The organism is Parasphingomonas zepuensis, from assembly GCF_036663735.1.
In the GTDB taxonomy this organism is placed as follows: Bacteria; Pseudomonadota; Alphaproteobacteria; order Sphingomonadales; family Sphingomonadaceae; genus Sphingomonas.
This window is the reverse complement of sequence record NZ_JAXOJO010000003.1, coordinates 227,982-241,685: the sequence shown is the minus strand read 5'-3', so window position 1 is coordinate 241,685 and position 13,704 is coordinate 227,982. Positions and strand designations below refer to the sequence as shown.

Annotated in this window: 14 protein-coding genes; 13 read left to right on the top strand and 1 reads right to left on the bottom strand. The window is 64.4% G+C overall.

The window, feature by feature from the left end:
* Positions 1 to 79 precede the first annotated feature (79 nt).
* The 10 genes from secY to U1769_RS12295 all read left to right on the top strand — a co-directional run bounded on the left by secY (position 80) and on the right by U1769_RS12295 (position 10,013).
* Positions 80 to 1,444, top strand: coding sequence for a preprotein translocase subunit SecY (gene secY / locus U1769_RS12340; RefSeq protein ID WP_332716261.1), 1,365 nt, complete (start codon positions 80 to 82; stop codon positions 1,442 to 1,444).
* A gap of 31 nt (positions 1,445 to 1,475) precedes the next feature.
* Positions 1,476 to 2,129 carry an adenylate kinase gene (locus U1769_RS12335; RefSeq protein ID WP_332716259.1) on the top strand — a complete coding sequence of 218 codons (654 nt, stop codon included), beginning with the start codon at positions 1,476 to 1,478 and terminating at the stop codon, positions 2,127 to 2,129.
* 370 nt (positions 2,130 to 2,499) lie between these two features.
* Complete coding sequence (locus tag U1769_RS12330) at positions 2,500 to 2,736, top strand: hypothetical protein (protein WP_332716257.1); 237 nt, start codon at positions 2,500 to 2,502, stop codon at positions 2,734 to 2,736.
* Between the two features lie 215 nt (positions 2,737 to 2,951).
* Positions 2,952 to 3,644 carry a response regulator transcription factor gene (locus U1769_RS12325; protein ID WP_332716256.1) on the top strand — a complete coding sequence of 231 codons (693 nt, stop codon included), beginning with the start codon at positions 2,952 to 2,954 and terminating at the stop codon, positions 3,642 to 3,644.
* A complete protein-coding gene (locus U1769_RS12320; RefSeq protein ID WP_443030362.1) occupies positions 3,641 to 4,993 on the top strand; it encodes a sensor histidine kinase in 1,353 nt (450 codons plus the stop codon). Before U1769_RS12325 ends, U1769_RS12320 begins: the two co-directional genes overlap by 4 nt.
* Positions 4,994 to 5,149: 156 nt before the next feature.
* Positions 5,150 to 5,518 (top strand): 30S ribosomal protein S13, encoded by a 369-nt coding sequence (rpsM, locus tag U1769_RS12315; protein WP_332717555.1) that lies wholly within the window; start codon positions 5,150 to 5,152, stop codon positions 5,516 to 5,518.
* A 60-nt stretch (positions 5,519 to 5,578) separates the two neighbouring features.
* Positions 5,579 to 5,968, top strand: a complete 390-nt coding sequence (rpsK, locus tag U1769_RS12310) for a 30S ribosomal protein S11 (protein ID WP_034161671.1) — start codon at positions 5,579 to 5,581, stop codon at positions 5,966 to 5,968.
* Between the two features lie 95 nt (positions 5,969 to 6,063).
* Positions 6,064 to 7,128, top strand: a complete 1,065-nt coding sequence (locus U1769_RS12305) for a DNA-directed RNA polymerase subunit alpha (RefSeq protein WP_332716238.1) — start codon at positions 6,064 to 6,066, stop codon at positions 7,126 to 7,128.
* A 122-nt stretch (positions 7,129 to 7,250) separates the two neighbouring features.
* Positions 7,251 to 7,673: a 50S ribosomal protein L17 gene (rplQ, locus tag U1769_RS12300; RefSeq protein WP_332716236.1), complete on the top strand. Its 423-nt coding sequence runs from the start codon at positions 7,251 to 7,253 to the stop codon at positions 7,671 to 7,673.
* 204 nt (positions 7,674 to 7,877) lie between these two features.
* Positions 7,878 to 10,013: a prolyl oligopeptidase family serine peptidase gene (locus U1769_RS12295; protein WP_332716233.1), complete on the top strand. Its 2,136-nt coding sequence runs from the start codon at positions 7,878 to 7,880 to the stop codon at positions 10,011 to 10,013.
* A gap of 1 nt (position 10,014) precedes the next feature.
* Here U1769_RS12295 and U1769_RS12290 read toward each other — a convergent pair whose 3' ends face one another.
* A complete protein-coding gene (locus U1769_RS12290; protein WP_332716230.1) occupies positions 10,015 to 11,109 on the bottom strand; it encodes a 50S ribosomal protein L11 methyltransferase in 1,095 nt (364 codons plus the stop codon).
* Positions 11,110 to 11,231: 122 nt separating this feature from the next.
* On the opposite strand from U1769_RS12290, the gene U1769_RS12285 reads away from it, so the two are divergent.
* The 3 genes from U1769_RS12285 to U1769_RS12275 are packed head-to-tail and all read left to right on the top strand — an operon-like array spanning position 11,232 to position 13,685.
* Positions 11,232 to 11,792: a hypothetical protein gene (locus tag U1769_RS12285; RefSeq protein ID WP_332716227.1), complete on the top strand. Its 561-nt coding sequence runs from the start codon at positions 11,232 to 11,234 to the stop codon at positions 11,790 to 11,792.
* 60 nt (positions 11,793 to 11,852) lie between these two features.
* Positions 11,853 to 13,409, top strand: a complete 1,557-nt coding sequence (guaA, locus tag U1769_RS12280) for a glutamine-hydrolyzing GMP synthase (RefSeq protein WP_332716225.1) — start codon at positions 11,853 to 11,855, stop codon at positions 13,407 to 13,409.
* A 36-nt stretch (positions 13,410 to 13,445) separates the two neighbouring features.
* A complete protein-coding gene (locus U1769_RS12275) occupies positions 13,446 to 13,685 on the top strand; it encodes a hypothetical protein (RefSeq protein ID WP_332716223.1) in 240 nt (79 codons plus the stop codon).
* Positions 13,686 to 13,704: the final 19 nt, after the last annotated feature.

Sequence of the window (13,704 nt, the reverse complement as noted above, 5' to 3'; positions counted from 1 at the left end):
CCCTATATGAGCGGCGGGGCGGTCAAACGTTTCCCGCCGCTTTTGTTTCCCCCCAGGTTTTTTTGGGACGATCACACTTATGGCATCCGCAGCCGACTCGATGGCCTCCGGCATCAGCCTGTCGAAATTTTCGCAGGCGACCGATCTCAAGAAGCGCCTTTGGTTCACGATCGGCGCGCTGATCATCTTCCGCATGCTCAGCTATGTGCCGCTGCCGGGCATCGATCCCACCGTGCTGTCGCAGCTGTCGAGCCAGACCTCGGGCGGCGTGCTCGATTTCTTCAATGCCTTTTCGGGCGGCTCGCTCAGCCGGATGAGCCTGATCGCGCTCGGCGTGATGCCGTACATCACTGCCTCGATCGTCGTGCAGCTGGCGACTTCGTTGTCGCCGACGCTCGCCGCGATCAAGAAGGAAGGCGAAAGCGGTCGTAAGCGGCTGAACCAGTACACACGCTACGGCACCGTCGGCCTCACCGCCGTACAGGGCTATTTCATCGCCGTCGGGCTCGAGACGCTCGGCGCGGCCAACGGCCTGCAGGCGGTGATCGAGCCCGGCATGCTGTTCCGCGTCGGGGCCGTGATCAGCCTGGTTGGCGGCACCATGTTCCTGATGTGGATCGGTGAGCAGATCACCAGCCGCGGCATCGGCAACGGCATGTCGCTGATCATCATGGCCGGCATCGTCGCCAGCATGCCGACCACGCTCTACAATCTGTTCGAGGGCGGTCGCTCCGGCTCGCTCGATCCGGTGCGCTTCATCGGCATCGTCGTCGCTGTGATCCTGCTCGTCCTGTTCATCTGCTTCATGGAGCGCGCGCAACGCCGCATCCTGATCCAGTATCCGAAACGTCAGACCCAGCGCGGCATGCAGGCGGATCGCAGCCATCTGCCGCTCAAGCTGAACACGGCCGGCGTGATCCCGCCGATCTTCGCTTCCTCGCTGCTGTTGATGCCGCTGACCATCACTCAGTTCGCCGGCAATCGCGTGTCGGGTGAGAGCACCTGGGGCGATATCATCATCAGCCTCAACCAGTATCTCCAGCACGGATCGCTGGTGTACATGCTGCTGTATGGCGCCGGCATCATCTTCTTCTCGTTCTTCTACACCGCAGTGGTGTTCAATCCCGAGGAGACGGCTGACAATCTGAAGCGCTATGGCGGTTTCATCCCCGGCATCCGCCCGGGCAAGAATACCGAGAATTATTTCGATTATGTGCTGACGCGCATCACCGTGGTCGGTGCGGCGTATCTCACGATCATCTGCCTGTTGCCGGAATATCTGGTATCGGCGCTGAGCATTCCGTTCTATCTCGGCGGCACCAGCCTGCTGATCGTCGTCAATGTGACGATGGATACGGTAACTCAGATCCAGAGCCATTTGCTTGCGCATCAATATGGCGATCTGATCAAGAAGGCGAAATTGAAGGGTGGCCGTCTCCGTTGAGAGGGATGGGACCGGGGGTAAGGAGAGCGCGTTGAAGGTTTTGATCCTCTTGGGTCCGCCGGGTGCCGGTAAGGGCACTCAGGCCCAGCGTCTCATGACCGAGCGCGGCCTTGTCCAGCTCAGCACGGGCGACATGCTGCGCGAGGCAGTGAAGCTCGGCTCGCCCATCGGGCAGAAGGCCAAGGCGATCATGGAGGCGGGCGAGCTCGTTCCCGACGAGATCGTCAACGCCCTGATCGATGCGAAGCTCGATGTGCCGGCGGATCATCCCGGCTTCATTTTCGACGGCTATCCGCGCACCGCGGCCCAGGCCGAGGCGCTTGACCGTATCCTGGGCCAGCGCGGCTTCAAGCTCGATCATGTCATCGAGCTTGCGGTTGACGAGGAAGCCCTGATCGACCGTATCGTCGGCCGCTATACGTGCGCGAAATGCGGGGAGGGGTATCATGACCGCTTCAAGCTGCCGAAGGTAGCTGGCATATGCGACGTGTGCGGCTCGACCGAATTCAAGCGCCGTCCCGACGACAACGCCGAAACGGTGCGCACCCGCATGGCCGAATATCGCGCCAAGACGGCCCCGATCCTGCCGATCTACGACGCGCAGGGTCTGGTGTCGCGGGTCGACGGCATGGGCGACATCGATCATGTGAGCGAAGCGATCCGAAAGATCCTTGACGGCAGCTGATCCCGCCGCTTGCCGTTCCGTTTGCACATCATATGATGCAGGCGCGCAACCGGGAGGGCAGGGATGAAACTGGTCGGTATGATGGGTGCCGTTGTTGCGCTACCGCTCGCCTCGCCTGCGGCGGCTGAAGTGGTCGCCGCCACGGGCACGACGATGGAGATCAGCCAGGTCGTCACGGTGGATGCCCCCATCACGCAAGTGTGGGACACGCTGCGCGCCCCGCAGCGCTGGTGGAGCAAGGACCACCTATTCAGACGATTCGGCCAATCTCTATCTCGATGGCCAGGCGACCGGGTGTTTCTGCGAGCGCTTCCCGGATCGCAAAGGCAGCGTCGAACACGCGCGGATCGTCTATATCCAGCCGCCGCAGATGATGCGCCTCACCGGCGCGCTCGGACCCCTCCAGGCTGAGGCAGTGGTCGGTACGTTGACGTTCAAGCTTGATCCCGAAGGCGCGACCGCGACCAAGGTTTCGCTCAGCTATGTCGTGAGCGGTTATGTCCGAGCCGGCGCCGACGTCCTGGCGCCGAAGGTCGACGAGGTGCTCGCGCTGCAGGTCCTCAACCTGAAATCAGCCGCAGAATCGGTCCCGCCCGTCGCCAAATAGAGGTAGCGCCGCGGGCCGACGGCTTCATGACGAAATCTTCACTCGGCCGTCATCGGACCGCGGGGTGCGGCGGGCTATCAGACAGATGTGCCTTGCGCTGGCACCAAACTCCTTGAATCGGCGTCCGCACTCCCGGGGGCGTCGTGGCCGGCGGAAGGTTCGCTTTCCGCCGGCCAATTTTTCTGCAAGACTGAAGGGCCCGCCGGATGCCGCCCATGACCCGCAAGATCCTGATCGTCGAGGACGACGTCGCAACCGCCGGCTATCTCGCCAAAGGCCTTGGCGAGGCTGGCTTTGCGGTCGAGACCTGTGGCGACGGACGCGATGGCCTGTTCCTGGCGAGCGAGGGCATTTTCGATCTGATCATCGCTGATCGCATGCTACCCGGGCTGAACGGTCTGGCCATGATCGGCGCGATCCGCGCGGCCGGCATCCGCACACCGGCCCTGATCCTGTCGGCCCTGGCCACGGTCGATGATCGCGTGGACGGCCTTCGCGCCGGTGCGGACGATTATCTGGTCAAGCCCTTCGCCTTCGCCGAACTGTCCGCCCGGATCGAGGCGCTGTTGCGCCGTGGCGACCGGGCCGGTGGCGAGGCGCAGACGACTCGGCTCGTCGTCGGCGATCTCGAGATCGACCTGCTTGCCCGTACCGTCGCGCGCGAAGGGCGGCCGATTTCGCTTGGCGCGCGTGAGTTCAACCTGCTCGAATTCCTGGCGCGCCATGCCGGTCAGGTCGTCACCCGCACGATGATGCTCGAGAAGATCTGGAACTATCATTTCGATCCCGGCTCGAACGTCGTCGATGTCCACATCGGCCGGCTGCGGCGCAAGATCGAGGACGGCTTCGGCGCACCGATCCTGCACACGGTCCGCGGCGCGGGATATCGGCTGTCGGCCGAGACCTGATGCGCCTTTCCGTCACTGCGCGGATCGCCTTGCTGACGATCGCGCTGGCGCTGGTTTCCAACGTCGTGCTCGTCGCCTTTATCTGGCGCCAGGTTCATGATGACGCGATTGATTCGCTTCGCCGCGATACCACGGAGCAGGCGGACGCGCTGGTCTCGGTCTGGCGCAGCGGGGGTTTACCAGCGCTTGGCCGCACGATCGACGAAGCACGCGCACCCGGCGACCTTTCGCTGATCATCGCGGTGATCGATGGCGGCGGACGGCGCGTGGCCGGGGTCGGCCCAGCCGTCGTGATGACCGGGCAGGCTGGGGCGGTGGACTTCCGCATTGGCAGGATTGGGGTTTCGCCGCCCTGGTCGTTGCGTGATGCAGGGTATTCCGTGCGGCAGATCGGCGGCCTGCGTCTGGTGAGCGGGCGGCTGCTGGACGATTGGGAACAGGTACAGCGTGGGATCGAACGGGCGCTGGCGCTCGCGATGCTGCTTTCGTTTGGCCTAGGGATCGGCGGCGCGTTGGTAGTGACCCGCTATGTCGGGCGCCGGCTGGACCGGGTGGCGGATGTGATCGAGGGCGTGGCAGGCGGCGATCTCTCGCGCCGGGTAGCGAGCGCGTCGGGTGGCGGCGACGCCTTTGACCGGCTGGCGATCCGTCTCAACGCGATGCTCGACAAGGTGGAACGGCTGATGGTCGAACTCAGGATCATCACCGACAGCCTTGCGCATGATCTGCGCTCGCCGCTCGCCAGGCTCAGGACCAAGACCGAACAGGCGGTGCTGCTCGCGGATCCGGTGCAGCGCGAAGCTGCGCTTGGCGGCCTGCTGACCGAAACCGACATGGTGATGCGGATGCTGACCATGCTGATCGAGATCAGCCGGTCCGAGTCGGTCTCGCGCGACCGTTTCGCCAGTATCGATCCCGCGGCGCTGGTCGAGGAGATCGCCGAGCTTTATGCGCCCGTCGCGGAAGATGCCGGCCTGCACTTCGCGACTCGCGTCGATTCGTTTCCGTCCCGCCTGATCCTCCACCGCGAGCTGATGACCCAGGCAATCGCCAACCTGATCGACAATGCGCTTCGCCACGGCGCCGGGGGCGGGGAGGTTACGTTGCGGTTGGTCCGGGCTGGCGGTGAGGTCCGCATCCAGGTAGAGGATCGCGGGCCGGGCATCGCGGAGGTGGATCGCGCTCAGGCGCTTCGGCGCTTCGGGCGGCTCGACGGAGCCAGGAGCACGCCCGGCGCGGGTCTCGGCCTGTCGCTGATCGAGGCGGTGGCGCGGCTGCACGGCGGACGGCTCGAGCTTGGCGACAACGCGCCGGGGCTCGCCGCCGCTATCGTGCTTCCCGGCAGTTGACATCGCGCGTGCCCGGTCTTATCTGGCCCTTATTCCGAAACACCGGGTCCGGCGGCGCTTGTTTGCGTTCGCCGTTATCGTGCGTTTCAGATAGCAACGCGATGAGATGGGGTGGCTGCAGCCATGCACGCCCCGTGGAGCAGGAGAATAAATTTCATGGCTCGTATTGCGGGTGTCAACATCCCGACCAACAAGCGCGTTGTTATCGCGCTCACCTACATCCACGGCATTGGCGATACCAAGGCCAAGGAAATCACCGCTAAGCTTGGCATCGCCCCCGAGCGCCGCGTGCAGGACCTGACCGATCAGGAAGTGCTGCAGATTCGCGAGACGATCGACGCCGATCACACCGTTGAGGGTGATCTCCGTCGCAACACCGCGATGAACATCAAGCGGTTGATGGATCTGGCCTGCTATCGCGGCCTTCGCCATCGCAAGGGCCTTCCGGTCCGCGGCCAGCGCACGCATACCAATGCGCGTACCCGCAAGGGCAAGGCCAAGCCGATCGCCGGCAAGAAAAAGTGATGCGCTGAGCCGCTCGACAAGGGGCGGCTCGCCTTCCAGCTTCAGGGTTAGGACTTTACCATGGCACGCGAACCTCAGCGCATTAAGCGGCGTGAGCGCAAGAACATCACCTCTGGCGTCGCGCACGTTAACGCCAGCTTCAACAACACCATGATCACGATCACCGATGCCCAGGGCAACGCGATCTCGTGGTCGTCGGCCGGCATGATGGGCTTCAAGGGAAGCCGCAAGTCGACCCCGTATGCGGCCCAGGTCGCAGCCGAGGACGCTGGCAAGAAGGCCGCCGAGCACGGCGTCCGTACGCTCGAAGTGGAAGTGAAGGGTCCGGGTTCGGGCCGTGAGTCGGCGCTTCGCGCGCTGCAGGCGGTTGGTTTCCAGATCACCTCGATCCGCGACGTGACCTCGATCCCGCATAACGGCGTCCGTCCTTCGAAGCGCCGCCGCGTCTGATTTCGTCTTGTCCGCGCGCGGTTGATCGCGCCGCGCGGACGATTCCCACATGGCCGGAGTGGCCCCCACTCCCGCCCAAAACCAAGGGGAAGCCCGTGTCCGTCAATGCTAAGAACTGGCAGGAACTGAAGAAGCCCAATGGCCTCGAGAAGAAGCCGGGCGGCGATCCCAAGCGCAAGGCGACCTTCGTTGCCGAACCGCTCGAGCGTGGTTTCGGCCTGACGCTCGGCAACGCGCTGCGCCGCGTGCTGCTCTCATCGCTCCAGGGTGCTGCCGTCACCTCGATCAAGATCGAGAACGTGCTTCATGAATTCTCGTCGCTGACGGGTGTTCGCGAGGACGTGACCGATATAGTCCTGAACGTAAAGCAGATCGCGCTGCGCATGCAGGGTGAGGGGCCTAAGCGCCTCCAGCTCTCCGCGACCGGTCCGGCTGACGTCAAGGCGGGCGATATCGCCGTTTCGGGCGACATCGAAGTGATGAACCCGGATCTGGTGATCTGCCATCTCGACGAGGGTGCGACGCTCAACATGGAGCTGACCGCTGACGTCGGTAAGGGTTATGTCGCCGCGATCGCCAACCGTCCGGCCGACGCGCCGATCGGCCTGATCCCGGTCGATGCGCTCTACTCGCCGGTACGGCAGGTGTCGTACAAGGTCGAGAATACCCGCGTCGGGCAGGAACTCGATTACGACAAGCTGACGCTGACCATCGAAACCGATGGCACGATCACCCCGGAGGACGCCGTCGGCTATGCCGGTCGCATCCTGCAGGACCAGCTCGCGCTGTTCGTTCACTTCGATGATTCGTCGGTGCGTCCGTCGGCCCCGATCGGCCATGCCGCGCCGTCTTCGGTCGGCGAGGTTTCGGGCGATACCCAGCAGATCAATCGTTACCTTCTCAAGAAGGTCGACGAGCTCGAACTGTCAGTGCGTTCGGCCAACTGCCTCAAGAACGACAACATCATCTATATCGGCGATCTGGTCCAGAAGACCGAAGCCGAGATGCTGCGCACTCCGAATTTCGGCCGCAAGTCGCTGAACGAGATCAAGGAAGTGCTGTCGTCGATGGGTCTCCGCCTCGGGATGGAAATCCCCGGCTGGCCGCCCGAGAACATCGAAGAGATGGCGAAGAAGCTCGAACAAGAGATCATGGGTTAAGCGATACGGGTCGGAGCCAATGCTCCGACCTGCTTGCTCATCAGGGCATTGGGCGGTGGCCCGTAACACCGCCTGGTCTGGGGTTCCGTCAAACGGCCCCTTAACGAACGAAGGAAGAAATCATGCGTCATCGCGTAGGCGGCCGTAAGCTTCAGCGGACCTCGGCTCACCGCATTGCCCTGTTCCGCAACATGTCGGCAGCGCTCATCAAGCACGAACAGATCACGACCACGGTCGCGAAAGCCAAGGAGCTTCGCCCCTATGTCGAGAAGCTGATCACGCTCGCCAAGAAGGGCGGCCTTTCGAATCGCCGTCTCGCTCATGCGCGCCTGCTCGACGACGCGCAGCTGGTGAAACTGTTCGACGTGCTCGCGGGGCGCTACGCCGATCGCAACGGCGGCTATACCCGCATCATCAAGGCCGGCATCCGCGCCTCCGATGCGTCGCCGATGGCGATCATCGAATTCGTCGATCGCGATGTCAGCGCCAAAGGCCAGGATTCGGGCCCGGTCCTGGGCGACGAGGATTTCGATCAGGCCGCCTGAGCGCCCTCGATCAGGAGTTGATGAGGCCCTGCGAAAGCGGGGCCTTTTCTTTTGGCGGGCCCGCAGCCCGTGTTCGATTCAAGCTGGCGGCGCGAACGACTATCCAGCGACGATGGCGTGCGATGAAGTTTCGAGTAGCCGGAGTGGCTTGATGCGATTGTCGCGGATAGGGTGGGATTCCCTTTTTAAGAACCGGAGCCTTGCATGCGCCGCGCCCTTCCGTTGATAGCCCTTGTCCTCGCAACCCCGACGCTCGCGCAGACCAAGGCATCCACGATCATGAACTACCCCGAGACGACGCGCGGCAGCACGGTGGACGAGCAGTTCGGGGTCGCGGTTGCCGATCCCTATCGCTGGCTCGAATCGGACGTGCGCACGGATGCCTCGGTGGCCAAATGGGTTGCCGACGAAAATGCCGTCACCAACGCTTATCTGGCGACGCTGCCGGGGCGCGACATCTTTGCCGCGCGGATGAAGCAATTGCTCGATTACGAGCGCTTCGGCGTGCCGGTTAAAAAGGGCGGCCGCTACTTCTACATGCACAATAGCGGGCTGCAGAACCAGTCGGTGCTGTTCGTGCGCGATTCCCTGGGCGGGCCGGGACGGGTGCTGATCGACCCGAATGGCTGGGCGAAGGACGGCGCGACGGCGCTGGGCGAATGGGTGCCGTCGGAGGACGGGCGCCGGGTCCTTTACTCGGTGCAGGACGGTGGGACTGACTGGCGGACGGTGAAGGTCCTCGACGTCGCGACAGGCAAGGTCGCCGACGACAGTGTCGAATGGGTCAAATTCTCCAATCTGTCCTGGGCCAAAGATGGATCGGGCTTCTATTATTCGCGCTTCGCGGCACCGGCCGAGGGCGCGAAATTCCAGGCGCTCAACGAGAACCAGCAGGTCTATTTCCATCGGCTCGGTACCGCACAGTCGGCCGACCGGCAGATCTACGCGACGCCCGACGCCCCAAAGCGCGGGCATAGCGCGCAGGTGACCGAGGACGGCAAGTGGCTGGTCATCACCACCACCGAGGGGACCGACAACCGCTACGAGATCACCATTCTCGATCTTGCCGATCCCGCGGCCAGGCCGCGCACGATCGTACGCGGGCTCGAGCATGAATGGTCGCTCGCGGGCAATGTCGGCACCACCTTCTACTGGGGAACGAACAAGGACGCGGCGCGCCTCCGCATCGTCTCGATGGATGTGCGGGAGGCCCAGCCGGCGATCCGCGAGGTGGTGCCTGAGGACAAGGCCGTGCTCGAAGGTGCAGCGATCGTCGGCGGCAAGCTGATCGCCTCCTATCTGGTCGACGTGAAGTCCGAGCTGCGGCGCTATGATCTGACCGGGAAGCCGGACGGGAAGATCGCGCTGCCCGGGATCGGCGCCGTGGCGGGCACCAGCGGCGAAGCGGACGATGCCGAGTTGTTCTATGCCTTTACCAGCTTTGCCACGCCGACGACGATCTGGCGCTATGACGTGAGCACCGGCAAGGCGACGCCCTGGGCTCAGCCCAAGGTTGCGTTCGACCCGGGCCTGTTCGATGTTTCGCAGCGCTTCTACACGTCGAAGGACGGGACGAAGGTTCCGATGTTCATCGTCCGGCGCAAGGATCTGCCGCCCGGCCCGGCGCCCACGCTGCTCTATGCCTATGGCGGCTTCAACATTTCGATGAACCCGGCCTTTTCCCCCACGCGGATCGCGTGGATCGAACAGGGCTGCGTGCTTGCTGTCGCGAATATCCGCGGCGGCGGCGAATATGGCAAGGCATGGCACGATGCCGGCCGGCTCGCCTACAAGCAGAATGTCTTCGACGATTTCATCGCGGCCGGCGAGGACCTGATCGCGCAGGGGATTACTTCAAAGAGCCAGCTGGCGATCCAGGGTGGCTCCAACGGCGGTCTCCTGGTCGGGGCCGTGCTCAACCAGCGGCCCGATCTGTTCGCTGCGGCTGTGCCGCAGGTTGGCGTGATGGACATGCTCCGCTTCGACCGGTTCACCGCCGGCCGTTACTGGGTCGATGATTATGGCTATCCCTCGAAGGAAGCCGATTTCCGCGTGCTCCACGCTTATTCGCCCTACCACAACATCAAGAGCGGACGGGATTATCCGGCCATCATGGTGACGACCGCCGATACCGATGATCGGGTCGTGCCGGGGCACAGCTTCAAATATGCCGCAGCGCTGCAGGCGGCCGATATCGGGCCCAGGCCGCACCTGATCCGCATCGAGACGCGCGCCGGGCACGGATCGGGCAAGCCGACCGACAAGGTGATCGCCGAAGCCGCTGACAATTGGGCGTTCATGGCGGCCTGGACCGGAATGACGGTCAAGCCGATGCGGTGAGTCAGATCGGGATTAGGGCCTCGTCGACCCAGATGCGCACGCGGTTGCCGTCATGCGCGCCTTCGACGCGGATCTTCGTGCCGGGCGGCGGCGCGATCTCCCGGTCGAACGGCATGAACAGGGCGGCCCAGTTCGACATGGTTTCCGGCTTGGGCCGGTTCTCGTAGATGCTCTGGGCGTCGACTTTCAGCCGGATCCACTGGATAACGCCGTTGATATAATTGCCGTCGGCGATCAGCTCGACGCTGCGCTGCTGATCCGGCCAGGGCCCGCCGGTGGTGAAGTCGAAATCGAACAGGTCGACCGGCTCGCCGCGCAGCTCGATTCCGCGATCGCCGACCTTCAGGCGTAGCGGCCGCTGCTCCAGCCGGTTGAATGGCCGCATATCGAAGCCGGCGACATCATCCATCCGATCGCGGCCATAGCCGTCCCAGTCGGCGAGCGAGACGACGATCTGGCCCGCCTCGGGAATCATGCGTCCGCCAGGCGCGAGCAGCCGTGCAACGGCGTCTGCCATGGTCGGCAGCACTTCCTCGGCGAGCAAATTGTTCGAGACGATCTCGGACACGATCAGGTTCACGCGGCCGCCCAGATCGGCGTCCGCGTCGAGCTCGGTGGATTTCCGGGACACTATGCTGACGCGGTCGGCATAGCCGTTCAGCGCGACGATCTCGGTCGCGACATCGGCGATCGCCGGGTTCATTTCGCAGCTCACCACGGATCCCGCGCCAGCGCGTGCCGCCATCATCGCGAGCAGGCCTGTGCCCGCGCCGATGTCGAGTACTCGGCTGTCCGGTCCGACCGCCCGCCTGATCGCTGCCTCGAACGCTTTGTTGCGGGCCTCGTCCAGCACCATGTAGAAATGCCAGCCCGGCACGTCACCCGCGATCAGTTCGTGCGTCATGCTGGCTACATCCGCGTCGTCGGGAGAGAGAGCCTGCGCCTCCCGCGCCAGCGGATAAGCTCGGGATTCAAGCCCGATTCCCCGCGCCAACAGGGCCAGTGTCGCGAGCTTGCGTCCGTCTCCCGTTGCCGCCGTGACCATCGGTTCGAAGGTCTCGCGCGCCATCGTCTCATGCTTGTCGTTCTTCGCCATCGGTCCCCCTCGCACGCCGGGGCGATGCTGTCCAAGCCGGGTTTTCTACGAGCATCCCGCTGGTTCATCGCTCGGACAGCACGGTTCGACTACGTTACGCCATCGAATCGAGGGGAGAGGACATGACGATATTGGGCAAAGCGGGCGCGGCGCTGGCGCTGATGGCGATGACCCTGGGCGCAGTCCCGGCCGAGGCTCAGCACCGGCACGGCCGACATCGCGGCGGCAATGGTCGGATCGACGGCGGCGACGTGTTGCTGGGCGCAGTGCTCGCCGGCGGCCTGTTCGCGATCCTGTCGAGCAAGAAGAAGGCCTCGCCGCCGACCGAGGAAGTGGTGATCGATGACGACGGCGCCGCGGCGGTATCCAGCGCCCCGCCGCCGGACGTCGGGCCGAATGGCGAGAACCGCACGATTTCGGTCGCGCGGTCCGATGAGGAAGCGGCCGTGGACGCGTGCGTGTCCTCGGCGGAATCCGAAGGGCGGCGTTACGCCCGGATCGCGAAGATCGACAGGGTGACGATTGTCGACGCGATCGAATCCGACTGGATCGTCCGCGGTTCGCTCGGTCTGCGCGACGATTACCGCGCACCTGCGACCGAGCATCGCGACTTCAGCTGCCGGGTCGGCGACCGCGGCGTCGAGCAAGTGACGATCGACGGCGATCGCATCGCAGCGAACTGATCGTGGAGATATGCGCGCCGCCAGGGCTTCCCGTGCGGCGCGCATCTGCTATCTGGCCGCATGACACAGCCCAGCGACTCGATCCTCATCGTCGATTTCGGCAGCCAGGTGACTCAGCTCATCGCCCGCCGCGTCCGTGAAGCGGGGGTCTATAGCGAGATCGCCCCCTTCAACACCGCCGCCGAAGCGTTCGAGCGGATGGCCCCCAAGGGCATCATCCTCTCCGGCAGTCCAGCCTCTGTGCTGGAGGAGAACAGCCCGCGCATCCCCCAGGCGATCCTCGATAGCGGCCTGCCGATCATGGGCATCTGCTACGGCCAGCAGGTGCTGATGGCGCAGCTCGGTGGCACCGTGACCCTGGGCGACAGTGGCGAGTTCGGCAGCGCGGTGATCGAAGTCACTGACGCCTGCGCCCTGTTCGACGGCCTTTGGGCCGAGGGCGAGAACCACCAGGTCTGGATGAGCCACGGCGACAAGGTGACGGCGCTAGCGCCCGGCTTCCGCCCCGTCGCTGCCAGCAAAGGGGCACCGTTCGCCATCATCGCCGATGACGAGCGCCATTATTACGCGATGCAGTTCCACCCTGAGGTCGTGCACACCCCCGACGGCGCGAAGCTCATCGCCAATTTCGCGCGCCACGTCTGCGGGCTTACCGGCGAGTGGACCATGGCCGAGTTCCGTGCGGCCAAGATCGCCGATATCCGTGCGCAGGTCGGCAAGGGCAAGGTGATCTGCGGCCTGTCGGGCGGCGTCGATTCGGCGGTCGCGGCGGTGCTGATCCATGAGGCGATCGGCGAGCAGCTGACCTGCGTGTTCGTCGATCACGGCCTGATGCGCAGCGGCGAGGCCGACCAGGTCGTCACCCTGTTCCGCAACCATTACAATATCCCCCTGGTCCATGTGAACGCCGAGGCGCAGTTCCTGGGTGGCTTGGCGGGCCTCACTGACCCGGAGAAGAAGCGCAAGTTCATCGGCGGCGCGTTCATCGACCTGTTCGAGGAGGAAGCGCGCAAGATCGGCGGGGCGGATTTCCTGGCGCAGGGCACGCTGTACCCGGACGTGATCGAAAGCGTCAGCTTCACTGGCGGCCCCTCGGTCACGATCAAGAGCCACCACAATGTCGGCGGCCTGCCCGAGCGGATGAACATGCAGCTCGTCGAGCCACTGCGCGAACTGTTCAAGGACGAAGTCCGCGCGCTCGGCCGGGAGCTTGGGCTGCCCGAGATCTTCGTCGGTCGCCATCCGTTCCCGGGACCGGGTCTCGCGATCCGCATTCCGGGCGAGGTGACGAGGGAACGCTGCGATATCCTGCGCAAGGCCGACTCGATCTACCTCGAGGAGATTCGCAACGCCGGGCTCTACGACGCGATCTGGCAGGCCTTCGCCGTGCTGCTGCCGGTGCGCAGCGTCGGCGTGATGGGTGACGGCCGGACCTACGACAATGTGCTGGCGCTGCGGGCGGTGACCTCGACCGACGGCATGACCGCGGTCGCCTTCCAGTTCCCCGGCGACTTCCTGCCGCGGGTGGCGACCCGGATCGTCAACGAGGTGAAGGGCATCAACCGCGTGACCTACGACTATACGTCCAAGCCGCCCGGCACGATCGAGTGGGAATGAATTGGGCCCCTCCAGAGGGACCCGGACTACGCCAGAATGCGACGTAAGTTCCTGATAGAGGCCGGCATGACGATGGCCCGGGACTATGTTCGTGAAGACATCCGGGCGCTTGTTATCGAGGCGACTGCTTTGGATCAAGGCAGCGGGTCCCGCTCGTTCGGGGCAGTTCTAGCGCCCGACCGGACGGGTGCGCCGATTTCGGACATCGACTTGCTGGCCGCGTTGGATCGGTACCCCATTCACAGCCTCCTGCTAAGCCAGCCTATTGGCAAGTAAGCGGACCGTTGCTCCCAGA

What these genes read in the sequence shown, in the direction of transcription:
- secY (WP_332716261.1), top strand. Translation starts at nt 80, where the DNA reads ATGGCATCCGCAGCCGACTCGATGGCCTCCGGCATCAGCCTGTCGAAA.
- U1769_RS12330 (WP_332716257.1), top strand. Translation starts at nt 2,500, where the DNA reads ATGATGCGCCTCACCGGCGCGCTCGGACCCCTCCAGGCTGAGGCAGTG.
- U1769_RS12325 (WP_332716256.1), top strand. Translation starts at nt 2,952, where the DNA reads ATGACCCGCAAGATCCTGATCGTCGAGGACGACGTCGCAACCGCCGGC.
- rpsM (WP_332717555.1), top strand. Translation starts at nt 5,150, where the DNA reads ATGGCTCGTATTGCGGGTGTCAACATCCCGACCAACAAGCGCGTTGTT.
- rpsK (WP_034161671.1), top strand. Translation starts at nt 5,579, where the DNA reads ATGGCACGCGAACCTCAGCGCATTAAGCGGCGTGAGCGCAAGAACATC.
- rplQ (WP_332716236.1), top strand. Translation starts at nt 7,251, where the DNA reads ATGCGTCATCGCGTAGGCGGCCGTAAGCTTCAGCGGACCTCGGCTCAC.
- U1769_RS12295 (WP_332716233.1), top strand. Translation starts at nt 7,878, where the DNA reads ATGCGCCGCGCCCTTCCGTTGATAGCCCTTGTCCTCGCAACCCCGACG.
- U1769_RS12290 (WP_332716230.1), bottom strand. Translation starts at nt 11,109, where the DNA reads ATGGCGAAGAACGACAAGCATGAGACGATGGCGCGCGAGACCTTCGAA.
- U1769_RS12285 (WP_332716227.1), top strand. Translation starts at nt 11,232, where the DNA reads ATGACGATATTGGGCAAAGCGGGCGCGGCGCTGGCGCTGATGGCGATG.
- guaA (WP_332716225.1), top strand. Translation starts at nt 11,853, where the DNA reads ATGACACAGCCCAGCGACTCGATCCTCATCGTCGATTTCGGCAGCCAG.
- U1769_RS12275 (WP_332716223.1), top strand. Translation starts at nt 13,446, where the DNA reads ATGCGACGTAAGTTCCTGATAGAGGCCGGCATGACGATGGCCCGGGAC.